The 22,824-nt window shown below is 72.0% G+C and carries 23 protein-coding genes and 1 pseudogene; 8 read left to right on the top strand and 16 right to left on the bottom strand.

Annotated elements, in window-relative coordinates; all coding sequences use genetic code 11:
- Positions 1–2 precede the first annotated feature (2 nt).
- The 5 genes from AB0F04_RS28110 to AB0F04_RS28090 form a co-directional block, all read right to left on the bottom strand.
- Positions 3–182, bottom strand: coding sequence for a hypothetical protein (locus tag AB0F04_RS28110; RefSeq protein ID WP_030835374.1), 180 nt, complete (start codon positions 180–182; stop codon positions 3–5).
- Between the two features lie 80 nt (positions 183–262).
- Entirely contained in the window at positions 263–1,213 is a 951-nt protein-coding gene (locus AB0F04_RS28105; RefSeq protein WP_362046068.1) for a cytochrome c oxidase assembly protein, read from the bottom strand.
- Between the two features lie 162 nt (positions 1,214–1,375).
- Positions 1,376–2,401, bottom strand: a complete 1,026-nt coding sequence (locus AB0F04_RS28100; RefSeq protein ID WP_161368285.1) for a 6-phosphofructokinase — start codon at positions 2,399–2,401, stop codon at positions 1,376–1,378.
- A 203-nt stretch (positions 2,402–2,604) separates the two neighbouring features.
- Complete coding sequence (locus tag AB0F04_RS28095) at positions 2,605–3,333, bottom strand: glutamine amidotransferase (RefSeq protein ID WP_362046065.1); 729 nt, start codon at positions 3,331–3,333, stop codon at positions 2,605–2,607.
- A 23-nt stretch (positions 3,334–3,356) separates the two neighbouring features.
- Entirely contained in the window at positions 3,357–4,595 is a 1,239-nt protein-coding gene (locus AB0F04_RS28090) for a MurT ligase domain-containing protein (protein ID WP_053674266.1), read from the bottom strand.
- 158 nt (positions 4,596–4,753) lie between these two features.
- On the opposite strand from AB0F04_RS28090, the gene def reads away from it, so the two are divergent.
- The gene (def, locus tag AB0F04_RS28085) at positions 4,754–5,293 is read left to right on the top strand and encodes a peptide deformylase (protein ID WP_362046062.1); all 540 of its coding nucleotides are present in this window, start codon (positions 4,754–4,756) and stop codon (positions 5,291–5,293) included.
- A gap of 76 nt (positions 5,294–5,369) precedes the next feature.
- On the opposite strand, the gene AB0F04_RS28080 is transcribed toward def, so the two are convergent.
- On the bottom strand, positions 5,370–6,014 hold the full coding sequence (locus tag AB0F04_RS28080) for a TetR family transcriptional regulator (protein WP_053674268.1): 645 nt from the start codon (positions 6,012–6,014) through the stop codon (positions 5,370–5,372).
- A gap of 172 nt (positions 6,015–6,186) precedes the next feature.
- Here AB0F04_RS28080 and AB0F04_RS28075 point away from each other — a divergent pair, with 172 nt between their 5' ends.
- Positions 6,187–7,413 (top strand): acyl-CoA dehydrogenase family protein, encoded by a 1,227-nt coding sequence (locus tag AB0F04_RS28075; protein WP_362046059.1) that lies wholly within the window; start codon positions 6,187–6,189, stop codon positions 7,411–7,413.
- Here AB0F04_RS28075 and AB0F04_RS28070 read toward each other — a convergent pair.
- From AB0F04_RS28070 to AB0F04_RS28035, 8 genes are all read right to left on the bottom strand, one after another.
- Positions 7,410–7,931: a cupin domain-containing protein gene (locus AB0F04_RS28070; protein ID WP_362046057.1), complete on the bottom strand. Its 522-nt coding sequence runs from the start codon at positions 7,929–7,931 to the stop codon at positions 7,410–7,412. The two genes, AB0F04_RS28075 and AB0F04_RS28070, sit on opposite strands and share 4 nt — an antisense overlap.
- Positions 7,932–7,936: 5 nt before the next feature.
- A complete protein-coding gene (locus tag AB0F04_RS28065; RefSeq protein WP_362046055.1) occupies positions 7,937–8,839 on the bottom strand; it encodes a cytochrome P450 in 903 nt (300 codons plus the stop codon).
- 1 nt (position 8,840) lies between these two features.
- A complete protein-coding gene (locus tag AB0F04_RS28060) occupies positions 8,841–9,902 on the bottom strand; it encodes a type III polyketide synthase (RefSeq protein WP_362046053.1) in 1,062 nt (353 codons plus the stop codon).
- A 205-nt stretch (positions 9,903–10,107) separates the two neighbouring features.
- Positions 10,108–10,344 carry a DUF6213 family protein gene (locus AB0F04_RS28055; RefSeq protein WP_033307522.1) on the bottom strand — a complete coding sequence of 79 codons (237 nt, stop codon included), beginning with the start codon at positions 10,342–10,344 and terminating at the stop codon, positions 10,108–10,110.
- 25 nt (positions 10,345–10,369) lie between these two features.
- Complete coding sequence (locus AB0F04_RS28050; RefSeq protein ID WP_362046050.1) at positions 10,370–11,755, bottom strand: NADP-dependent succinic semialdehyde dehydrogenase; 1,386 nt, start codon at positions 11,753–11,755, stop codon at positions 10,370–10,372.
- A 76-nt stretch (positions 11,756–11,831) separates the two neighbouring features.
- Positions 11,832–12,290 carry an NUDIX domain-containing protein gene (locus AB0F04_RS28045; RefSeq protein WP_362046047.1) on the bottom strand — a complete coding sequence of 153 codons (459 nt, stop codon included), beginning with the start codon at positions 12,288–12,290 and terminating at the stop codon, positions 11,832–11,834.
- A complete protein-coding gene (locus AB0F04_RS28040; RefSeq protein ID WP_362046045.1) occupies positions 12,287–13,825 on the bottom strand; it encodes an ATP-dependent DNA ligase in 1,539 nt (512 codons plus the stop codon). The genes AB0F04_RS28045 and AB0F04_RS28040 overlap by 4 nt, the downstream gene beginning before the upstream one ends.
- A 151-nt stretch (positions 13,826–13,976) precedes the next feature.
- The gene (locus AB0F04_RS28035; RefSeq protein WP_362046043.1) at positions 13,977–14,906 is read right to left on the bottom strand and encodes an NAD(P)/FAD-dependent oxidoreductase; all 930 of its coding nucleotides are present in this window, start codon (positions 14,904–14,906) and stop codon (positions 13,977–13,979) included.
- Positions 14,907–14,983: 77 nt separating this feature from the next.
- Between AB0F04_RS28035 and AB0F04_RS28030 the strand changes: the two genes are divergently transcribed.
- The 6 genes and pseudogenes from AB0F04_RS28030 (at position 14,984) to AB0F04_RS28005 (ending at position 20,278) form a co-directional block, all read left to right on the top strand.
- On the top strand, positions 14,984–15,556 hold the full coding sequence (locus AB0F04_RS28030; RefSeq protein ID WP_362046040.1) for an XRE family transcriptional regulator: 573 nt from the start codon (positions 14,984–14,986) through the stop codon (positions 15,554–15,556).
- Positions 15,557–15,675: 119 nt separating this feature from the next.
- Positions 15,676–16,641 (top strand): NADPH:quinone oxidoreductase family protein, encoded by a 966-nt coding sequence (locus tag AB0F04_RS28025; protein WP_362046038.1) that lies wholly within the window; start codon positions 15,676–15,678, stop codon positions 16,639–16,641.
- Positions 16,638–17,819, top strand: a complete 1,182-nt coding sequence (locus tag AB0F04_RS28020; protein ID WP_362046035.1) for an acyl-CoA dehydrogenase family protein — start codon at positions 16,638–16,640, stop codon at positions 17,817–17,819. The genes AB0F04_RS28025 and AB0F04_RS28020 overlap by 4 nt, the downstream gene beginning before the upstream one ends.
- Positions 17,798–18,898 carry an acyl-CoA dehydrogenase family protein gene (locus AB0F04_RS28015; protein ID WP_362046032.1) on the top strand — a complete coding sequence of 367 codons (1,101 nt, stop codon included), beginning with the start codon at positions 17,798–17,800 and terminating at the stop codon, positions 18,896–18,898. Before AB0F04_RS28020 ends, AB0F04_RS28015 begins: the two co-directional genes overlap by 22 nt.
- Before the next feature lie 200 nt (positions 18,899–19,098).
- Positions 19,099–19,944 (top strand): annotated as a pseudogene (locus AB0F04_RS28010) (phosphatidylinositol-specific phospholipase C/glycerophosphodiester phosphodiesterase family protein); the annotation flags it as partial.
- 139 nt (positions 19,945–20,083) lie between these two features.
- A complete protein-coding gene (locus AB0F04_RS28005) occupies positions 20,084–20,278 on the top strand; it encodes a hypothetical protein (RefSeq protein WP_053674282.1) in 195 nt (64 codons plus the stop codon).
- Between the two features lie 2 nt (positions 20,279–20,280).
- Here AB0F04_RS28005 and AB0F04_RS28000 read toward each other — a convergent pair whose 3' ends face one another.
- On the bottom strand, positions 20,281–21,516 hold the full coding sequence (locus AB0F04_RS28000) for a phosphodiester glycosidase family protein (RefSeq protein ID WP_362046029.1): 1,236 nt from the start codon (positions 21,514–21,516) through the stop codon (positions 20,281–20,283).
- A gap of 127 nt (positions 21,517–21,643) precedes the next feature.
- Complete coding sequence (locus AB0F04_RS27995) at positions 21,644–22,822, bottom strand: NUDIX domain-containing protein (RefSeq protein WP_362046026.1); 1,179 nt, start codon at positions 22,820–22,822, stop codon at positions 21,644–21,646.
- Positions 22,823–22,824: the final 2 nt, after the last annotated feature.

Genomic DNA, 22,824 nt, shown 5'->3' with positions numbered 1-22,824 from the left:
CGTCACGTGCTGCGCGTCGTGACCACCAGTCCCAGCGTGATCAGGCCCAGGACGACCCAGCCGAACCACAGCCAGCCGTTGCTCCCGAGCGCCACCGTGTAGGCCGTCACCACGACCAGCCCGCCCAGCGTGAGCGCTCCCATGGTCTTGGTCGAGTTGGAACCGTTCGTGGAACCGGGCATCGCGACACCCTCCTCATGGTTCGGTCCCTCCATGGTGCCCGGCGGACGCCCGGCGCGCACGGCCCGTACCGAAGAGGACTTCAGCGCCCCGGCGTGTTCAGCGAGGCCAGATAGGCGTTGTACGCCTCCAGCTCCTTGTCCCCGTCGCGGTCGGCGGCCCGGTCCGTGCGCCTGGCCTGCCGCTGGTCCGAGGCGTACCACTGGAACAACAGGGCCACCAGCACCAGCACGGAGGGGATCTCGCTGAACGCCCAGGCGATGCCGCCGGCCGCGTTCTGGTCGGACAGCGCCTCGATGCCGAGCGAGGCGGGCGGGTTCTTGAACGTTCCGACCATCGGCTCGGACGCCATCATCAGCGCGATCCCGAAGAACGCGTGGAACGGCATGCCCGCGAACAGCTCCAGCATCCGCATCAGGTAGCCCGGGCGGTGCGGGCCCGGGTCCACGCCCATGATCGGCCAGAAGAACACCAGGCCGACGGCGAGGAAGTGCACCATCATCGCGATGTGCCCCGGCTTGGAGCCCATCAGGGTGTCGAAGATCGGGGTGAAGTACAGCCCGTACAGGCTCGCGATGAATAGCGGGATCGTGAACGCCGGGTGCGTGACGATCCGCATGTACCGGCTGTGCAGGAACATCAGCAGCAGCTCACGCGGGCCCTTGCGGCCCCGCCCCGCGGTGGGCAGGGCCCGCAACGCCAGCGTGATCGGCGCCCCGAGCAGGATGAGGATGGGCGACACCATGCTGATGACCATGTGCTGCACCATGTGCACGCTGAACATGACCATGCCGTAGTCGTTCAGCCCGGTGCACATCATGAGCATGATGCTGAGCACGCCCAGGACGTAGGCGACCGTGCGCCCCACCGGCCACTTGTCCCCGCGCCGGACGAGCCGTACGACGCCCCACCCGTAGAGGGCGAGCCCGGCCAGGCACGCGACGAGGAAGAACGGGTCAGCCGACCACTCCAGCCCTCGTCCCAGCGTGAACGGCGGCAGATCCATGGTCATGCCGTGCCCGCTGTGATCCATTCCGCCGGCTCCTGTTTCGTGGGGGTGTGCAGCAATCTGTCCGGCCCCAAGAGTAGAACCGCCCCCGGTCACGGTCACGACCGGGGGCGGTGGACACCCTCAGGGGCGCGGGGAACTGCGCGAGCAACCACCCACGACCGGTACTCGGCAGATCAGCTCAGCTCAGAGAACGGTCTCCGCCTCGGCGTACCGCTCATCCGGCACGGTCTTCAGCGTCTCCACGGCCTCGGCCAGCGGCACCATCACGATGTCGGTCCCCCGCAGCGCGGTCATGTGCCCGAACTCACCCCGGTGCACCGCCTCCACCGCGTGCCACCCGAACCGCGTCGCCAGCACCCGGTCGTACGCGGTCGGCGTACCACCCCGCTGCACGTGCCCCAGAATCACCGGGCGGGCTTCCTTCCCGAGGCGACCCTCCAGCTCCACGGACAGCTGCCGGGCGATCCCGGCGAACCGCTCGTGGCCGTAGATGTCCTTGCCGCCCTCGTCGAACTCCATGGTCCCGGCCCGGGGCTTCGCCCCCTCCGCGGCCACGACGATCGCGAAGCGCTTGCCCGCCTCGAACCGCTCGCCGACGCGCCGGGTCAGTTCCTCTATGTCGAACGGCCGCTCGGGCACGACGATGGCGTGCGCACCGGCCGCCATGCCGGAGTGCAGCGCGATCCAGCCGGTGTGCCGGCCCATGACCTCGACCACCAGAACCCGCTGGTGCGATTCGGCGGTGGTCTTCAGCCGGTCCAGGGCCTCGGTCGCCACGCCCACGGCCGTGTCGAAGCCGAAGGTGACGTCCGTGACCGCGATGTCGTTGTCGATGGTCTTCGGCACACCCACGACGGGCAGACCGCTGTCCGACATCAGCCGCGCGGCCTTGAGGGTGCCCTCGCCGCCGATGGGGATGATCGCGTCGAGGCCGAGCTCCGCGACGTGGCCCCTGGCCCGCTCCACACCGTCCCGCAGATGGGAGGGCTGGACCCGGGAGGACCCGAGGATCGTGCCGCCGCGGGCGAGGATGCCGCCCACCGCGTCGAGGTCGAGCTTGAGGTAGTCGCACTCCAGGAGACCCTTCCAGCCGTCCCGGAAGCCGATGACCTCGTCGCCGTGGTCGACGACGGCGCGGTGCACGACGGACCGGATGACGGCGTTCAGGCCGGGGCAGTCGCCGCCGGACGTGAGGACACCAATGCGCATAGCCCGAAATACCTTCTCAACGTGGGCCGGGGACCGGACCACGTTGTCCGGCTGGAATCCCCGCCACCCTAGCGGCATCGAGGGGCCGGACCGAAGCACGCGTCCGCCTGCTGGACGACCCCGCTCACCTGTGCGGATGGGTCGTCATACGGGCTGTTGACCAGCAGGTTGACGCGTGCTTCGGGCACGCTGCGGTGCCCTGTCTAGGCGGGCTGCTGAGCAGCGGCGATGCGCTCGTTGCGCAGGGCCTCGTACCAGCGGTCGTCCGTCGGCGGCAGCGCGTTGACGTCGAGGGCCAGCTTCAGCAGCAGGTCCGCGATCAGCGGGTTGCGCGCGAGCACCGGCCCGTGCATGTACGTGCCGAAGACGGTGTCGTTGTACGCGCCCTCCGTGCCGTCGCCCGTGCCGTTGCCGTTGCCGAACCGCACCTGGGCGAGCGGGCGGGCGGTGGGGCCGAGGTGGGTGACGCCCTGGTGGTTCTCGAAGCCCGTCAGCGGGGGCAGGCCGAGGCGCTGGTCGATGTCGCCCAGCACGTCGCCGACGCACCGCGCGCCCTCGCCGCGCACCGACACCACGTCCAGCAGCCCGAGACCGGGCTCGCGCTGGCCGAGGTCGTTGATGAACTCGTGGCCGAGGATCTGGTAGCCGGCGCACACCGAGAACACGATGGCGCCGTTCTCCACGGCCCGGGTCAGCCCGCCGTCCCGGCGCAGCCGCTCGGCGGCGAGCCGCTGCGGCCGGTCCTCGCCGCCGCCGATCAGGTAGATGTCACCGGAGGTGGGGATCGGCTGGTCGCTGCGGACGTCCAGCCGGGCCACGTCCAGGCCGCGCTGCTGCGCCCGGCGCTCGACGACGAGGACGTTGCCCTGGTCGCCGTAGGTGCTGAGCAGGTCGGGATAGATCCAGACGATGCGCAGTTGGTTGTCGCTCACAAAAGTCCCCTGACGTCTCGTGCTCAGTTGCCGACGCGGCGGCGCAGGTCCTGGAACGCCGTGTAGTTGGCGATGACCTCGATCCGGCCCGGCGGGCACGCCGCCACGGCCTGGTCGAGGTTCTCGTAGACCTGGAAGTGCTGGTCGGCGACCTCCAGACGCACCGCCAGGTCCAGTCGCCGGTCGCCGACGACGCAGATCGGGTGACCGGTCAGGCGCGAGTAGTCGACGTCCCACAGCCAGGAGGTGTCGGTGCCGTCGGCGGAGCGTGCGTTCACCGACAGGATGACCGGGGTGGGGGGCGGGTCGATCAGGGAGAACGTCTCCAGCCAGCCGGCCGGGTTCTTCGCCAGCAGCAACCGCAGGTCGCGGCCCTGGAACTGGACGACGTCGTACCGCCCGGCGACCGCCTGCACCTGGTACATGCGCTCGAGAGCGACCTGCGGCGGCACGCCGAACACGGCGGCGACGGCGGCCGAGGAGGCGGCGTTGGCCTTGTTGGCCCGGCCCGGCAGCTGGAGGTGGATCGGCCAGGCCGAACCGTGCGGGTCGAGCACGTGGTCACCGGAGAGTGCCCAGCTCGGGGTGGGACGGCGGAAGCCGCACTCGCCGCAGAACCAGTCGTCGCCGGGACGCTGCATCACGCCACCGCACGACGGGCAGGACCAGGCGTCGTCCTTCCACATCTGCCCCGCGGCGACCCAGATCACATTGGGGGAGGACGAGGCCGCCCACACCACCAGCGGGTCGTCGCAGTTGGCCACGACCACCGACTTGGAGCCCGCGAGGCCCTCCCGCCAGTTCTCGGCGAGCATGCGGGTCTCGGCGGCACGGTCGAGCTGGTCGCGCGAGAGGTTGAGCAGCGCGATGCACTTCGGGGCGGTGTCCCGGGCGACGCCCGCGAGGTACTTCTCGTCGACCTCGATGACGCCGTAGCGGGCGTCGGAGCTGCCGGCGAGGGCCGAGGTGATGCCGGCCGGCATGTTGGCGCCGAGCGCGTTGGAGACGACGGGTCCCGCCGCGCGCAGGGCCTCGGCGATGAGCCGGGTGGTGGTGGTCTTGCCGTTCGTCGCGGAGACCAGGATCACGTCCAGGTTCTGGGCGAGCCGGGCGAGGAGGTCGGGGTCGAGTTTCAGCGCGACCCGGCCGCCGATCACCGAACCGCTGCCGCGCCCTGCGGCGCGTGACGCCGCCGCGACCGCCTTGCCCGCGGTCACGGCCAGCTTGGCCCGCGGCGAGAGCGGGTCCGAGTTGCCTGCCATCAGTTCTCGATCCTCCTTGCGTACGCGCCGCGCCTTGAAGCCTGACGGCCACGTGGTGTGGACCTCAGCCTATCGAGATCCATTCGCACTCCCGAACCGTGGCTCTGTGGCGAACTCGTGTGGGAGACGCGGACCGACAGGACCTTACTCTTGCCGCCATGCGACACAGCTCCATCCCCGGCGCCCACGGCCGCGTGAGACCCCTCACCCTGCACGGCGATCCGCTGCTGCACACCCCCTGCGCGGAGGTCACCGACTTCGGTCCCGAACTGGCCCGTCTCGTCGAGGACTTGTTCGCGACGATGTACGCCGCACAAGGCGTCGGCCTCGCCGCCAACCAGGTCGGCGAGCCGCTGCGGGTCTTCGTCTACGACTGCCCGGACGACGAGGACGTCCGCCATGTGGGCCATGTCGTCAATCCGCGTCTGACCGAGAAGGACGGCGTGGTGATCAGGGGGCCGGAGGGCTGCCTGTCCCTCCCGGGCCTGGAAGCGGGCACGGAACGCCACGACCACGCGGTCGTCGAGGGCTTCACGGTGACGGGAGAACCCGTCACCGTCCACGGCACGGGCTTCTTCGCCCGCTGCCTGCAGCACGAGTGCGACCACTTGGAGGGCCGCGTCTACGCAGACCACCTGAGCGGCTGGCGCCACCGCAGACTGATGCGCCAGGTGGCCCGGGCCTCCTGGCGCTCGTGAGCGTGAGTTGCCTTCTTGCAGGGGCGCGGGGAACTGCGCCAACGACCCCCACGGGCGGTCAGCCGAAACTCGACGCTCAGAACCCCGGACCCCCCACCCGATCCCCGGCCGCCGCAAGCCGCCCCCACAGCAGATCAGCCAGACTCCGCACCAACTCCGCACGGGAGCAGGGCCGTTCCCCGAGCCACCAATCCCCGGCCGCATGCATCATGCCGACGATCCCGTGTCCCCAAACGCGAGCGAGCTGCTGCCCGCCCGGCCCGAGATCCAGCCGCTCCTCGATGACCTGCGCCAGCTCCTCGCCCATCCGCCGCAGCAACGGCGCGCTGTGCTTGCCGACATCGAACCCCGCGTCCCCCGGCTGGCCCCCCTCCGCGGGGTGCATCAGGAACCGGTACACCTGAGGCCGCAACTCGATCGCCGTGAGGTAGGTGTCCAGCGTCGCCTCGACCCGCTCCCGCCGGTCCGCCGGCGCGTCCAGCGCCGCCCGCAGCGAGTCCAGCAGGGCGTCCGTGTGCCGCATGGCAAGGGCCGCGTAAAGTCCGCCCTTGTCGCCGAAGTGGCGGTAGAGAATCGGCTTGGTGATGCCGGCCTCCGCCGCGATCGCGTTCATCGATGCCTGCGGCCCGTCGCGCAGCACCACCCGGTCGGCGGCCTCCAGCAGCTCACGCCGACGGCGGTCGGCGGACCGTTGCTGATCGGTCCGCTGCGTGGTGTCCATGGTCTCTCCCCACCCGTGCTGTTTCCATGACGCCTGCGAAAACTAACACTGAAGCGTGCCCCCGACACCGAACGGGTGCCGACCGGTCGGTAGGAGTTGACTTCGACTACCCGCCGGTAACAGACTGGTGTTACCGCAAGTAACATGCATGTGTGCCGCTGGAGGGGACGACATGGCCGAGTTCACCATGGAGCTCAACGACGAACAGAAGGAGGTCCGGGACTGGCTGCACGGCTTCGCGGCCGATGTGATCCGCCCCGCGGCCGCCGAATGGGACGAGCGTGAGGAGACTCCCTGGCCGGTCATCCAGGAGGCCGCCAAGGTCGGCATCTACTCCCTGGACTTCTACGCCCAGCAGTACTTCGACTCGACCGGTCTCGGCATCCCCATGGCGATGGAGGAGCTGTTCTGGGGCGACGCCGGCATCGCCCTGTCCATCGTCGGCACCGGCCTCGCCGCCGTCGGCGTCCTCGCCAACGGCACCGAGGAGCAGATCGGCACCTGGATCCCGCAGATGTACGGCGACGCCAATGACGTCAAGGTCGCCGCCTTCTGCTCCTCCGAGCCCGACGCCGGCTCCGACGTGGCCTCCATGCGCACCCGGGCCGTGTACGACGAGGCCAAGGACGAGTGGGTGCTCAACGGCACCAAGACCTGGGCGACCAACGGCGGCATATCCAACGTCCACGTCGTCGTCGCGGTCGTCGACGCCGAGCTCGGCTCCAAGGGGCACGCCTCCTTCATCGTCCCGCCGGGGACGCCGGGTCTCGCCCAGGGCCAGAAGTTCAAGAAGCACGGCATCCGCGCCTCGCACACCGCCGAGGTCATCCTCGACAACGTGCGCGTTCCCGGCTCCTGCCTGCTCGGCGGCAAGGACAAGCTGGACGAGCGGCTGGCCCGGGCCCGGGAGCGGGCCAAGGCGGGCGGCGAGCGCGTGAAGAACGCGGCCATGGCCACGTTCGAGGCCTCGCGTCCCGCGGTCGGCGCCATGGCGGTCGGCACGGCCCGCGCCGCCTACGAGGTCGCCCTCGACTACGCGAAGACGCGTGAGCAGTTCGGACGGCCGATCATCGACAACCAGGGCGTCGCCTTCCAGCTCGCCGACATGCGGACCTCCATCGACGCGGCCCGGCTGCTGGTGTGGCGCGCGTCCTGGATGGCGATCAACGGCAAGCCGTTCACGGCGGCCGAGGGGTCGATGTCCAAGCTCTTCGCGAGCGAGACGGCCAAGAAGGTCACGGCCCAGGCGATCCAGATCCTCGGCGGCAACGGCTACACCCGGGAGTACCCCGTGGAGCGGATGCACCGGGACGCCGCCATCTACACCATCTTCGAGGGCACGAGCGAGATCCAGCGGCTGGTCATCGCCCGGACCCTCGCCGGGGCGCCCATCCGCTAGCGGTGCCGGAGCGGCGTCAGCTGCTCGATGTCGTAGCGCGCCCGCAGCTCCGCGATCGCCGCCTGGTCCGGCGGGCCCCCGCCGCCGAGGATCTCCAGCAGTTCCTCGAAGTACCGTTCGTGATCGGGTGGCGGGCTCGCCTGGAAGAACACCTTCGTCGGTGTGTCGGTCGGGTTGGCGAACGCGTGCGGGCATCCCGGGGGCACGGCGATCACCGTTCCCGGTGTCGCCCGCACCACCCGGTTGCCCGAAGCGGACTCCCACGTCCGCCAGTTGTCGGGCGTGCGGATCCGTGGCTCGAAGGCGAGGACGTCCAGCTCGCCCTCGAGCACGTAGAACAACTCCTCGCTGCGGCTGTGCACATGGGCGCCGACATCGAAGCCCGGGGGGACGACCACCTCGAAGGTGGAGGCCGTGCGGGAGTGCGTGCCGGTCACCTTGAAGGTGACGCGCTGGGCGGGGGTCTCCATGATCCGGCCCTGTCCGGGTGGGACGAGCAGTCCTTCCGTCGCCGTCATCGCCGTCACCAGGTCACGGTCAGGGCCCCGGGCCCGTGGAGCCGTGTGTCCGTCCTGAAGGACAGCTCGTCGGCGGGCACGGAGAGCCGAAGGCCCGGCACCCCGTCGAGGAGCGCGTCGAGCAGCAGCTCCGACACCATCCGGGCCGGCAGGCCGCCGGGCCAGTCGTGCGGGCCGCAACCGAAGGAGACGTGCGGCCTCGGGCTGCTTGCCGGGCCGGTCGTCTCCGGCTCGGTGAAGACGTGTTCGTCGAGGGCCCGGGGGCGGGTCTCCGGTTCCGCGCGCAGCCGCTCGGCGAGGTCGGGCCGGGTCAGCAGAATGCGGAACAACAGGACACATCGGCCGGTGACCGTCTCGCCCCCGATCTGGAGGAGGACCGCGAGAGACGCCGCCTCGTCCAGGGACACCTCCCGCCGGGCCACGGCTGCCCCGAGCAGGGAGGTCACGTCCTCACCGGAGCTGCCCTCGCGCAGGCCGATGAGATCGGAGAAGTAGGCGCCCATCTCCCTCCTGGCCCTCTCGCCGGTCCCGGCGGCGTGCGCGGAGGACAGGGTCAGCCGGGTCCAGGCGTGCATGCCCTGCCGGTCGGCGGGCGGGACGCCCATCAGTTCGCACATCACAGCGCCGGCGAACGGGCTGAGCACGGCCTCGGTCAGATCGGCGGGCGGGCCGTCCTGCAGCAGCTCGTCGACCAGTTCCGCCAGCATGCGCCGGCACCGCTCACGCAGCCGCTCCAGCCTCCGCGCCGTGAACGCGTCGGCGACGGCACGGCGCGACCGGTCGCGAGCCGCCGGGTCCAGGAGGCGGACGGCGTCGCCGCCCGGGTCGTCGAAGCCGGCACCGGCCGGGCCGGGCGCGGGCAGGTCCCGAACCGGGGGCAGATAAGCGGTGATCGTCTCTTCGCTCATGTCACCTCGTCCCGTCCGCGCTGTGCCAGCGGCCCAGGGCCATCTCGGCCGTGATGCCCGGCCCGAACCCGGCGAGCAACCCGCGCGCCCGGTGCTCGGCGCCGCCCTCGTCGAACAGCCTGCGCAGTGCGTCCAGGACGACGGCGCTGGCGATGTTGCCGTACTCGGTGAGCGTGGCCCGGCTGAACCGGAAGGCGTGCGGGTCGACGTGCAGGAAGGTGCTGAGGTCGTCGAGGATGCGCGGGCCGCCCGCGTGGACGATGTAGAAGTCCAGCTCGGAGGCGTCCCAGCCGTGATCACCGGCCAGGTCCTGCAGCACCGGCGCGAGCGGTTCCATCGTCGCCGGTACCCGCCTGTCCAGCAGGAAGTGGAAGCCGGTCGCCTTCACGTCGTAGGTGATCCAGTCCTCGGTCTTGGGGATCAGGAACGAGCCGTTGCGCTCCAGCCGGACGCCCTCACCGCCCCGGCCGCGGACCGCGGCGGCGGCGATGCCGTCGCCGAACAACCCGTTCGACAGCAGCGACCCGACCCCGATGTCGGTGGGCTGGTAGCACAGCGAGCAGAACTCGCACGCCACGATCAGCGCGTTGGCCTCCGGGTAGGCCGTGCAGAAGTCGTGGGCCCGGTTCACGGCCGCGCCGCCGCCCGCACAGCCGAGCTGGGCTATGGGCAGCTGCCGGGTCGTCGGCTCGAAGCCCATCTCGTTGATCAGCCAGGCCGTGAGCGAGGGCATCATGAAGCCCGTGCACGACACGTAGACGATCAGGTCCACTTCGGAGGCGAGCAGCTCGGCGTCGTCGAGCGCCCGCTGGACGACCGCGGGCACCCGGGCCTTCGCCTCGGCCTCGTAGAGCTTGTTGCGGTCCTCGAACCCGGGGTGCTTCAGCGTCTCCTCGACAGGCTGCACGATGTGCCGGGTGCGCACCCCGGTGTTCTCTATCAGCCTCAGGGCCAGCGGCAGTTGGGGGTGCCCGGCGTGGCGCTCACGCGCCAGCTCCAGGGTCTCCTCCATCGTGATCACGTGCTCTGGAACGGACACCGAGGGTCTGCACAAAGTCGCCATGAGCCGCGCCTGCTTTCGCCTCCCGGAAGGCCCTGAGCCCCCCGGTCAGAAGTGGGTCACCTCAAGGGGTGGTCCACTCACGATCACCCGCCGGTACGCCGACTTCGCGCGGAGCTACTCCGTACCGGGGACGCCGTGTTCCGCACCCGGGCGCGTCAGGTGCCTCGAAGGCGCGGGGAACCGCAACAGCACCCCCACGCACCCCTCAGGTCGCGGTGCCGCTGCTGTGCGCGATACAGGCCACATCGATCCGGTCGGCCAGCTTCGCCAGCTCGATGGCCAACTCGGCGACCGTGTCCTCGTCCAGACCCGACTCCCCGCCCTCCACGAGCCGCACCCAACGCCCTCCCACCGTCCGCAAGAGCTTGCTGACATCCGCCGCAGCCACCTGCAGGGTCCCGCGGTCGTCGACGATCAGAGGCAGAGTCACTTCGCGGTTCACAGACGGGATCGTAGCCCCGCAACACTCACGCACCATGCCAAACAGTGGTGATGTTGCAGAACTCGCGGATTCCGTGCCCGGACAGCTCACGCCCGTAGCCGGACCGCTTCACGCCGCCGAACGGGAACGCCGGATGGGACGCGGTCATGCCGTTGAAGAACACCCCGCCGGCCTCCAGGTCGCGTACGAACCGGTCCACCTCGCCCTCGTCCCGCGTCCACACGTTCGAACTCAGCCCGAACGGCGAGTCGTTCGCGATCAGCACGGCCTCGTCCAGGTCGGCCGCCCGGTACAGCGTCGCCACGGGGCCGAACGCCTCCTCCCGGTGGATCCGCATCTCGCGGGTGATACCGGCGAGGATCGTCGGCGTGTAGTACCAGCCCGGTCCGTCCGGCCGTTCGCCACCGCACAGCACCTGGGCCCCGCTGCGCACCGCGTCGTCGACCAGCTCTTCCAGATCGCGCAGCCCCTGTTCGCTGGAGAGGGGCCCGACCTGGGTGTCGTCGGCCATCGGGTCGCCGACCTTCAGCGCCTTCATGCCCTCGGCGAACCGCTCGGCGAAGGCGTCATAGACGTCCGTGTGCACGATGAACCGCTTCGCGGCGATGCAGGACTGCCCGGTGTTCTGCACCCGCGCGGTCACCGCCACCTCGGCGGCCCGGTCGATGTCGGCGGAGGGCATGACGACGAAAGGATCGCTGCCGCCCAGCTCCAGCACCGTCTTCTTGATCATCTCGCCGGCGGTGGAGGCCACCGCGCGGCCCGCGGGCTCGCTGCCGGTGAGGGTGGCGGCCTTGACCCGTTCGTCGCGCAGGATGTCGTCGACCGCGGCGGAGCCGATCAGCAGGGTCTGGAAGGTGCCCTCCGTGAAGCCCGCACGGTGGAAGAGGTCTTCCAGGTAGAGGGCGGTCTGCGGGACGTTCGAGGCGTGCTTGAGCAGGCCCACGTTGCCCGCCATCAGCGCGGGCGCGGCGAACCGGACCACCTGCCACAGCGGGAAGTTCCACGGCATCACCGCGAGCACCGGCCCGAGCGGGCGGTAGCGCACCCGTACGCGTGAGGCGCCGGAGTCCTTCACGTCGGAGTCGGCGGGTTCCTCGTCGGCGAGCAGTTCCCCGGCGTGGTCGGCGTACCAGCGCATGGCCTTGGCGCACTTCGCCGCCTCGGCGCGGGCCTGCTGGATCGGCTTGCCCATCTCGGTGGTCATCACGCGGGCGATGTCCTGCTGGTCCTCTTCGAGGAGGTCGGCGGCCCGGTGCAGCAGCCGGGCGCGCTCGTCGAAGGTCGTCGTCCGGTACGTGCGGAACGTGGCCTCCGCGAGCTGGAGCCGGCGCTCGATCTCCTGCTCGTCCATGGCCTCGTACGTCTTGAGCGTCTCGCCGTTCGCCGGGTTCACCGTTGCGATGGGCATGACCGACCTCCCTCGGAGCGGGCTGTGTCTCGACCTTCCCGCGCGGCGGAGGGGACCGCAACGCGGGAGTGTCTCCTCAGGGCGAGTGCTCCGCCAGCCGGTCGAGAAACGCCGCCTGCGCCTTGACGATCACGCTGCGGGCCCGGTCGAGGCCGAACCAGGCCACCCGGTCCAGTTCGGGAAACTCCTGGAGCCGTCCGGACCTCGGCGGCCACTCCATCCGGAAGGTGCCGGGTGTGATCGTCGCCGGGTCGAGGTCCGCCCGCACCGCCCAGGCCGTGACGATCTTGCCGCCTGTCTGCCGTACCTCGCCGAGGTCGATGGGCTCGCCGTCGGGCGGGGGCAGCCCCAGTTCCTCCCGGAACTCGCGGCGGGCGGCCTCCCAGGCGGGCTCGTCCGGCTCGTACTCGCCTTTGATCACGGTCCACGCCCCGGCGTCGCGCCGGGCGAAGAAGGGGCCGCCCATGTGGCCGAGCAGCACCTCGATGCCACCGTCGGCGGGGTGGAAGAGCAGCAGACCGGCGCTGCGCTTCACGGCTTCATGCCGGGGTGCGCGGCCAGCAGCGCCTCGACCGTGTCCGCGTCCTCGGGACGCTTGTCCTCCCGGTAGCGGATCACGCGGGCGAAGCGGAGGGTGACACCCGCCGGGTAGCGGGTGGAGCGCTGCAGTCCGTCGTAGGCGATCTCGACGACGAGTTCCGGGCGGACTCTCACGACGTGTTCGCCGGTCTCGACGGCGAGCTGCTGGAGGCGCTCGGTCTGCCAGGTGAGCATGGCGTCGGTCATGCCCTTGAAGGTCTTGCCGAGCATGGCGAGGCCGCCGTCGGCGGTGCGGGCGCCCAGATGGAGGTTGGAGAGCTTGCCCATGCGGCGGCCGTGGCCCCACTCGGCGGCCAGGACGACCAGGTCGAGGGTGTGGACGGGCTTGACCTTGAGCCAGGACGCGCCGCGCCGCCCCGCGCTGTAGGAGGCGTCGAGGGCCTTGGCGACGACGCCCTCGTGGCCGCGCTGCAGCGTCTCGGCGAGGAACTCCTCCGCCGCGGGCGTGTCGCCGTGCCCGGACACCAGGGTGCGCCGCACCCGCATCGGCTCCGGCACCAGCCGGGCCAGCTCGGCGTGCCGCTCGGCGAAGGGCAAATCCAGCAGGTCATGGCCGTCGACGGACAGCGCGTCGAAGAAGACGGGGGAGACCGGCACGGCGCGGGCGGCCGTCGCCACGTCCGTGCGGGAGCCGACGCGGCCGGCGGTCTCCTGGAAGGAGCGGGGGCGTCCGTCCGTGTCGAAGGAGATCACCTCTCCGTCCAGGATGAACCGCTCGCCCCGCAACTGAAGCGCGGCGGCCGTCACTTCGGGCAAGCGGTCGGTGATGTCGTCCAGGGTGCGGGTGTAGAGCCGCACGGTGTCGCCGTCCCGGTGCACCTGCACGCGGATGCCGTCCAGCTTCTCCTCCACCGCGCAGGCGCCCAGCTTGTCCACCGCCTCGGCCACCGAGGAGGCACTGTGCGCCAGCATGGGCAGCACCGGGCGGCCGACGGTGAGGCGGAAGCGGTCCAGGGAGGCGGGCCCGTCCGCGAGCAGCGCCTCGGCCACCGCCTGGAGGGAACCGGCGAGCATCACGGCCCGGCGCACGTCCGCCGACGGCGCCCCGGTCGCCTGGGCCAGCCCCTCCACCGCCACCGCGTCCAGGGCGCCCTGGCGGACCTCTCCGGTGAGCAGCCCGAGCAGGAACCGTTGCTCGTCCTCGGTGGCGGCGCCCATCAACTCCCCGACCAGCCGGGCCCGTTCCGCCTGGGAGCCCGGGCCGGACACCTTGGCGAGTTCCGCCAGCCGGGCATCGACCTCCCGCACGGTCAGGCCCGGCTCGGCGGCGGGGGCGACCGGGCGGCCCAGCACCTTCCAGCCGACGCCGATCCGGCCCTGCGGCAACCGTCCCGCCAGGTACGGGATGACGATCGGCACATCCTCCGCCTCGGCCTCCCGGAAGAGCTCCGCGAGCAGAGCCGTCTTGCGGGACCGCGCCGAGGTGGCGGCGACCTCCTGGGACACTCGGGCCAGCCGGTGCAGCAGCATGCAGTCATGGTGCACCTGAGGCGGTGCCTCTACACCTGGGCGAGTCCGTCGGGCCGGCCATCGGCAGGTCCGCGGCGATCGGGCGCAGCCACCCCGGGGGTCCGTGCCGGGGCCGGTGCGCGGGGCGGGCCCCGGTGGCGATCCGGGCCCTCTACACCTGGGCGACCGCGTCCAGGTCGGTCATCAGCAGGTCCCCGACGATCGCCGAGGCCGCCCGGTATCCGCCGCTCGCCGCGTGCACGACCTGCTCGGCGAACCCGATCGCGTTGCCCGCGGCCCACACGCCCGGCACGGTCGTCAGCCCGGTCGGGTCGACCACCGGGTACGCGCCGAACGGCGTCTCGTGCAGCTCGGCACCCAGCCGCTCCAGCAGGCCGGTCCGCGGAACGGCCCGCGGGGCGAGGAACAGCACCGAGCGCGGATGCGTCGTGCCGTCCGCGAGCCGGACGCCGGTGAGCCGGTCGTCCTCGACCACCAGCTCCGCCACCTCCCCGGGCACCACCTCCACCCCGGCCGCGGCGAGCCGGCGCAGATCGTCGTCGGACAGGTCCTCCTCGGCGACCGTGTGCAGGAAGAACCGCACGTCCTTCGACCACTGGGACACGATCAGGGCCTGGTGCACACTCGCCGGAGTGGTGGCCAGCACCCCGAACGGCTGGTCGCGCACCTCCCAGCCGTGGCAGAAGGGGCAGTGCAGCACGTCCCGGCCGAACCGCCCGGCCACCCCGGCCACCGCGGGCAGCTCGTCCTTCAGGCCGGTCGCCACGACCAGCCGCCGCGCCCGCACGGTCCGGCCGCCGGCCAGCACCACGGTGAAGTCCGTGTCCTTCCCGACCTCCACCACCCGGTCCCGCACCAGCTCCACTCCGTAGCGCGCGATCTCCTCGCGGCCGCTCGCCAGGAACTCGGCGGGCGGCATGCCGTCCCGTGTCAGGTAGCCCTGCATGTGCGCGGCGGGCGCGTTGCGCGGCTCGCCCGCGTCGACCACCAGCGTGCGGTGCCGGGCCCGTCCCAGCACCAGAGCGGCGGACAGACCCGCCGCGCCCCCGCCGATGACCACCACTGCGTACTTCTCGGTCATGTGACCACCTCCGCTGCCGAGCGTCGCCCCGGACCCGCAGGATTGACAAACCTCTTTGCCGAACCTGCAATACGACCATGACGACGGACGAGGTACTGGCGGGCGTGGGCCCCCGGCTGCGGCAGATGCGCAAGGACCGGGAGGTGACCCTGGCGGCGCTCTCCGAGACCACCGGCATCTCCGTCAGCACCCTCTCGCGGCTGGAGTCCGGCCTGCGTAAACCCAGTCTGGAGCTGCTGCTGCCCATCGCGCGCGCCCACCGGGTGGCGCTGGACGAGCTGGTCGGTGCCCCGCCGACCGGGGATCCGCGGGTGCGGTCCAAGCCGATCGTCATGGGCGGCCGCACCCTCTGGCCGCTCACCCGCCAGCCCGGCGGCCTGCAGGCCTACAAGGTCCTCGAGCCGAAGCGCACACAGGAGCCGGATCCCCGGACGCACGAGGGCTACGAGTGGCTGTACGTGCTGTCCGGGAGACTGCGCCTGGTGCTGGGCGAGCACGACGTGGTGCTCACGGCGGGGGAGGCCGCCGAGTTCGACACCCGGGTGCCGCACTGGTTCGGGTCGACGGGGGAGGGGCCCGTGGAGTTCCTCAGCCTGTTCGGGCCGCAGGGTGAGCGGATGCATGTGCGGGCCCGGCCCAAGGGCGCGTGACGCACCACTCAAGGCTGTGCGTGGGACTTTGCCCGGAGACTGTTCCCTGATGGGCAAGCGACCGCTTAGTATGCGAACCGACCCCGGTCAGACACAGCAGTCCCCCGTGGAGGCCCCGCATGCAGGCATGGCAAGTGCACGAGAACGGCGAGCCGGGCGAGGTGATGCGGCTCCAGGAGGTGGAACCGCCCACCCCCGGTGACGGCCAGGTCCTGCTGAAGGTGCGTGCGGCCAACATCAACTTCCCGGACGCCCTGCTCTGCCGCGGTCAGTACCAGGTCAGGCCGCCGCTGCCGTTCACCCCGGGGGTGGAGATCTGCGGCGAGACCGAGGACGGCCGACGCGTGATCGCCAACCCGGCGCTGCCCCACGGCGGCTTCGCCGAGTACGCCGTCGCGGACGCCGCCGCCCTGCTGCCCGCGCCCGACGCCCTCGACGACGCCGAGTCCGCGGCCCTGCACATCGGCTACCAGACCGGCTGGTTCGGTCTGCACCGCCGGGCCCGCCTGGAGGCCGGCGAGACCCTGCTCGTCCACGCTGCCGCTGGAGGGGTCGGCAGCGCGGCCGTGCAGCTCGGGAAGGCCGCCGGCGCCACCGTCATCGGTGTCGTCGGCGGCTCCGGGAAGGCGGCCGTCGCCCGCGAGCTGGGCTGCGACGTCGTGATCGACCGGCGCTCCGAGGACGTCGTCGCCGCCGTCAAGGAGGCCACCGGCGGCCGGGGCGCCGACGTCATTTACGACCCGGTCGGCGGCGAGGCCTACGCCCAGTCCGCCAAGGTCGTCGCCTTCGAGGGGCGGATCGTCGTCGTCGGCTTCGCCGGCGGCACGATCCCCACCCCCGGCCTGAACCACGCCCTGGTGAAGAACTACTCGATCCTCGGCCTGCACTGGGGCCTGTACAACACCAAGAACCCCAAGCTGGTCCAGCACTGCCACGAACAGCTCACCGAGCTGGCCGCCCGCGGCGCGATCAAGCCGCTGGTGAGCGAACGCGTTCCGCTCGGCGGGGCGGCGGAGGCCGTGCAGAAGGTGGCGGACGGGGTGACCACCGGCCGGATCGCGGTCGTCATGGAGGAGGCAGCATGACCGGCACCGAAGAACTGCTCAGCCGCACCCGGGAGTTGCTGGCCGCCCACCCGCCCGCCACCACCGACCGACTGGACTTCCTGCGGGCCCGGTTCGACGCCGGACTCGCCTGGGTGCACTACCCCGAGGGTCTCGGCGGGCTCGGCGCGCCCCGTTCCCTGCAGGCCGTCGTGGACGCCGAGCTGGAGGCCGGAGGGGCGCCCGGCAACGACCCGCGGCGCATCGGCATCGGCCTCGGCATGGCCGCGCCGACGATCCTCCAGTACGGCACCGAGGAACAGAAGCGGCGCTACCTCCGGCCGCTGTGGACGGGCGAGGAGGTCTGGTGCCAGCTGTTCAGCGAGCCGGGCGCCGGGTCCGACCTCGCAGCGCTGGGCACCCGCGCCGTCCGTGAGGGCGACGACTGGGTCGTCAACGGACAGAAGGTCTGGACGTCCAGTGCCCACGTGGCCCGCTGGGCGATCCTCATCGCCCGCACCGACCCGGAGGTCCCCAAGCACCGGGGCATCACGTACTTCGTGTGCGACATGACCGACCCGGGCGTCGAGGTGCGGCCACTGCGGCAGATCACCGGCGAGGCCGAGTTCAACGAGGTGTTCCTCACCGACGTCCGCATCCCCGACTCACGACGCCTCGGCGCGGTCGGCGAGGGCTGGAAGGTCGCGCAGACCACCCTGAACAACGAGCGCGTGGCCATCGGCGGGATGCGGCTGCCCCGCGAGGGCGGCATGATCGGCCCGATCTCGAAGACCTGGCGTGAGCGCCCCGAGCTGCGCACCCACGACCTGCACCAGCGGCTGCTGAAGCTGTGGGTGGAGTCCGAGGTCTCCCGCCTCACCGCGGAGCGGCTGCGCCAGCAACTCGTCGCGGGCCAGCCCGGCCCCGAGGGCGCCGGCATGAAACTGGCCTTCGCCCGCCTCAACCAGGAGATCAGCGGCCTGGAGGTGGAACTCCTCGGCGAGGAGGGCCTGCTCTACGACGACTGGACCATGCGGCGCCCCGAGCTGGTCGACTTCACCGGCCGCGACGCCGGCTACCGCTACCTGCGCTCCAAGGGCAACAGCATCGAGGGCGGGACCAGCGAGGTCCTGCTGAACATCGTCGCCGAGCGCGTCCTCGGCCTGCCCGCCGAACCGCGCACCGACAAGGACGTCGCATGGAAGGACCTGGCCCGGTGAAGAACGAGCGCGACCTGTTGTACTCGGAAGAGGAAGAGGCGCTGCGCGCCGCGGTCCGCGACCTGCTCACCGACCACTGCGACGCCCCCGGCGTCATCGCCCGCACCGAGTCCGACACGCCACATCACCTGGCCCTGTGGAAGGCCCTCACCGACGGCATGGGCCTGGCCGGCCTGCTGGTGCCCGAGGAACTCGACGGCCAGGGCGCCACCCACCGCGAAGCCGCCGTGGTGCTGGAGGAACTCGGACGCGCGGTCGCGCCCGTGCCGTATCTGACGAGCGCGGTCGTCGCCACCGAGGCCCTGCTGGCCTGCGGCACCGACGACCTCCTGCGCGACCTCGCGACCGGGACGACGATCGGCGTTCTCGCGGTCTCCCTCAGCGTCGCGCCGGGCGCCGCCTACAAGGTCGTCCGGCACGAGGACGGCCTGCTGCGCGGCGAACTCACCGGCATCGCGGACGCGGCCGTGGCGAACGTGCTGCTCGTGCCCGCCGACGACGGCGGTCTGTACGCGGTCGATGCCTCCGCCGCGACCATCACGCCCCGGACCTCCCTGGACCTGACCCGGCCGCTCGCGACCGTCACCCTCGACGGGGCGCCGGGCCGGTTGCTGGGCGACGCCGAGCCCGCCGTACGCCGCGCCCTGCGCGCCGGCGCCGGACTGCTGGCCTCCGAGCAGTTCGGCCTCGCCGACTGGACGCTCACGGAGACCGTCCGCTACCTGAAGGAACGCAAGCAGTTCAACCGGCCCGTCGGCGGCTTCCAGGCGATCAAGCACCGGCTGTCCCAGTTGTGGCTGGAGGTCGTCAACGCCCGCGCCGCCGCCCGCAACGCCGCCGACGCCCTGGCCACCGGCGAGGACGTCGACGTGGCCGTCACCGTCGCCCAGGCGTACGCGGCACCCGTGGCCGTGCACGCCGCCGAGGAGGCGGTGCAACTGCACGCCGGCATCGGCATGACATGGGAGCACCCCGCCCACCTCTACCTCAAACGCGCCAAGGCCGACTCGATCGCCTACGGCACGCCGGGCGCTCACCGGGAGGCCCTGGCCGCACTGGTCGGCCTCCAGGCTCCCTGACGTCCGTCTCGTCGACTGCGGGCCACGGCCCGCAGAACCCGCACAGGCCCGTCCCGGCAGGGGCGGGCCTTCGCGCGCCCTCCGGCCCTGAAGTGAACGCGGGGCGGCAGTCCGGCCAACTCCGCACGCACGCCTGCCCCTTGAGCCCGTCCGGACCCATACTCACAAGGTTCCGTACGGCATCTCCAGGGAGGCAGAGCATGGCCCTCACCACTCGTCGCACGGCCCTCACCACCCTCGGCGCGGCCCTCGCGGGCTCGATCGCCCTCCCCGCCGGCCCGGCAGCGGCCGGAGAACGCGCGTGCCGGCCCCGCCCGTTGTGGCGCGCCCACGCCCACAACGACTACGAGCACCCCCGCCCGCTGCTCGACGCCCTCGACCACCGCTTCGGCAGCGTCGAGGCCGACATCCACCTCGTGGGCGACCAACTCCTCGTCGCCCACGACCCGGAGGACCTCGACCCGTCCCGCACGCTCCCCTCCCTCTACCTCGACCCGCTCGCCGCCCGCGTCCGGGCCCACCACGGCTCGGTGTACCGGGGAGACCGCGGGTCGCTGCAGCTGCTCATCGACATCAAGACCGAGGGCGCCTCGACGTACCGCGCACTCGACCGCCTCCTCCGGGACTACCGGCACCTGTTCACCACGTACGCCCACGGCCGTGTCCACCGCGGCCCGGTCACCGCCGTGGTCTCCGGCGACCGCGCGGCCCGCGCACCCATGGAGGCCCAGACCGTCCGGCGCGCCTTCTACGACGGCCGCCTCTCCGACCTCGGCGGCCCGGCCCCCGCCTCCTTCATCCCGCTGATCAGCGACAACTGGACGCTCAACTTCACCTGGCAGGGCACGGGTCCCTTCCCCGAGGCCGAGCGCCGCAAGCTGCGCGGCATCACCCACGCCGCCCACGAGCGCGGGCAGCGGGTGCGGTTCTGGGCCACCCCGGACCTGGCCGGACCCGCCCGCGACGCGGTGTGGGCCGAACTGCTCGCCGCCGGCGTCGACCACCTCAACACCGACGACCTCGCGGGCCTGGAGGCGTTCCTCGAGCCCGGCGGGCTGCTTAGGGCGACAGCAGGACACCACACGTTCGGCGGACAGGTCAGCCGCCCGGACGAACCCTCCGCTACGCCACACTTGCGGCCGAACGCCGTGAACCGGACGTGGCGGCGTGGCGGAGGAGTTGACGATGGCCATTTCCATCTCTGTGGTGCTGCTGCTCGCGATCCTTGCGGTGATCTTCCTCCGCAACGGCGGGCTGAAGGTCTCCCACGCGCTGGTCTGCCTGCTGCTCGGCTTCTATCTCGCCAGCACGAGCCTTGCCCCCACCATCCACAGCGGCCTCACGGCCACCGCGGAGATCGTCAGCGGTCTGCGGCCCTGAACTCACCCCGAGAACACGCCGATGCCGTTCGGGACGAGGCGTTCGGCACCGCCGCTGGGGTGGTTGCGCACGGTCACCGTACTCGCGCCCGGCTTCCGCGCGACCAGCGTCGACGATCCGCCGCCGTCCAGGCTGAAGGCGTCCTGTGCGCCGAGGCCGCGCATCGTGGTGGCCACCTCGGCGATGGTCAGGCCGCTGCGGTAGGCGGCGGCGCCGTCCAGCGCGAGGAGCACGACACGGCGCCCGTTGTCGGCGATCCCCACGGCCGTACGGACGGCCGAGGTCGTGTCGTCGAGTCCCGGCAGCGGCTGCCCGCCCGAGAGCACCGGGTAGCCGCCCAGGGCGAGCCGGTACGCGACGCCGTCCGCCGCCGCCACGAGGCTGTGCTCGACCTCGACCGGTTCACCGGTGGAAAACTTGCGCAGCTGCTGGGCGCCCGCCTCCCGTCCGACCAGCACGGTGGTTCCCGCGGCGATCGGGCCACCGCCCGGAGTGCCGGTGGCCGAGACGACCGTGCCGTCGCGGACCGTCACCTCGTAGGTGTCCTCGCTGCACGGCGCGGCGCGGTCCGTGTCCGTGCCGCAGGTGGCCCGAACCCGCGACGCGCTGCCCCACTCGGAGGTGAAGGCACCGACCGATCCCACCGGCAGCGCGTACTGGTTGAGCCCGCCGAGCGGCAACCGCGCCTCGGCCGTACGGACCGAACCGGCCAGCGCCAGCCGGTCCAGTCGCGCCCGCCCGTCGGTGCCGACGCCGAAGACCTCCTCGGTGGTCGTGCCGGGCGGCAGCTCCGGCCCGAAACGCTGCCCCGTCGGCACGGCCGCCTTGAGTGTCCGCCCGGCCGCGATCGCCGGACCCACACTCGCGCCGGTCGCCTCCACGCCCGGATGCTGTGTCTCGGTGATGTTGAAGAAGTCGCCGTTGACGCCGGCGACCGCACCCTGGGTGTCCGCCATCGCCGAGACCCGCGCGCGTGCGGCCACGGCCCCCGGGTACAGCAGGTCGACCCGAACCCGCGGGTTGCCCAGGTCGGCCCTCAGCACATGTGCGTGCGTCACTCCCTTCGCCGCCTCGATGTCGAACTCCTCGTACGTCACACCCGGCGCGACCCGGCCGCCCTTCTGCACGGCGCCGGCCGGAGCCGCCCCCGCCAGTCCCGCACCGGCCAGTGCGGCGAACGCCGTGAGAAACGCCAGGACCGATCTGCCTGCTCCCCGCCGTCTGCGACGACCTGCCACCGTGCCCCCTGATGCCTCGTCAACTGTCGGGATCCTCAGAGGCAGTGGACCAGACGGCGCGGCCCGGCAGGGTGGCTGAGCGCGCACTACGCGGGAACGGCTGAAAAAACGCACCCCTCTGGGTGCCTCAGCCGTCCCCCGTTCCGGTGTCGAACGGCGTGACATGCGCCGGCGTGTGGTCGATCGGCAGCCCGGGCCGCCACAGGGTGAGGGCCTGCGCGCTGCACACGAACAGCTGCTCCGGCAGCCGGTCCGGTGCGAACCACCGCCAGCGGCCCACGCTCTCCCCGGGCTGGTCCGACGGCTCGCCCCGCCAGGCGGTGACCCGGGCGGCCACGGTCATACGGACGACACCTCCCGCGTCGTCCAGCAGCGTCCCGAGCAACCGGACGTCCTCGGGCCGCGCCGCGAGCCCCGTCTCCTCGCCGAGCTCGCGCACGACCGTCTCCTGCAACGACTCCCCGGGCTCCACCGTCCCGCCGGGCAGCTCCCACGTCCCGCGCCGGTGCCGGCCCAGCAGCAGCCCCCGTGGCCCGTACACGATGGCTCCCACGCCGATCGCGGCGTGCGCGGGCGGTGGTCTGTCGACGCGCGGCCGGGATGAGACCCGGACGGGCCGGGTCACCCGGAAGAGCCGGTAGGAGGCACTGTTGCCGTCCTCCGGGGCGTCGAGGACGTCGATCCCCTCCACGCGCAGCCCGTACTCGGTCAGCAGCGCCGTCCAGAGTTCCGGGGCGAGCACCCACATGTGGACGGTGACCTCGCCGCCACCCGCGAGCCGCAGCGTCTCCGGCCGGGCGGCGACCCGGTCCGACGGCCCGTCACCCCGGCTGTTGGTGTGCAGCACCGTGAAGCAGAACGTGCCACCCGGCTTGAGCGCTCCGGCGAGGGCGGGCAGCAGCCGGTGCGGATCGATGTACGGGACGGCGTTGACCGAGTAGACGACGTCGTACGGCTCGGCCGTGAGCAGATGCTCCACCGCGTCGGCGAGAACCAGCCGCAGCCCGGGCAGTGAGCCGTAGCGGGCACGGGCCCGCTCGTACTGCCCCGCCGAGGCGTCGACCGCGTCCACCAGCGCCCCGTGGGTCCTTGCCAGATGGGCGGCGTGCCGGGCCGGACCGCAGCCGAGATCCAGCACCCGCCGGCCCGGCAGCTCCCCGAGAACCTCGCTCCCCGGGCCGCCGCCCTCGAACCCCCAGTCGATCCGGGCCGCCTCGGGCAGCGCCGTGCCCCGTCGCAGATGGTGTGCTCCGTACGCGTCCCACGCCTCGGCGTTGACTGCCTCCGCCTCCGGTTCACCCCCCAAGG

The sequence above is a fragment of the Streptomyces sp. NPDC029041 genome (assembly GCF_040637515.1).
GTDB lineage: Bacteria > Actinomycetota > Actinomycetes > Streptomycetales > Streptomycetaceae > Streptomyces.
This window is presented reverse-complemented; position numbering and strand designations above follow the sequence as displayed.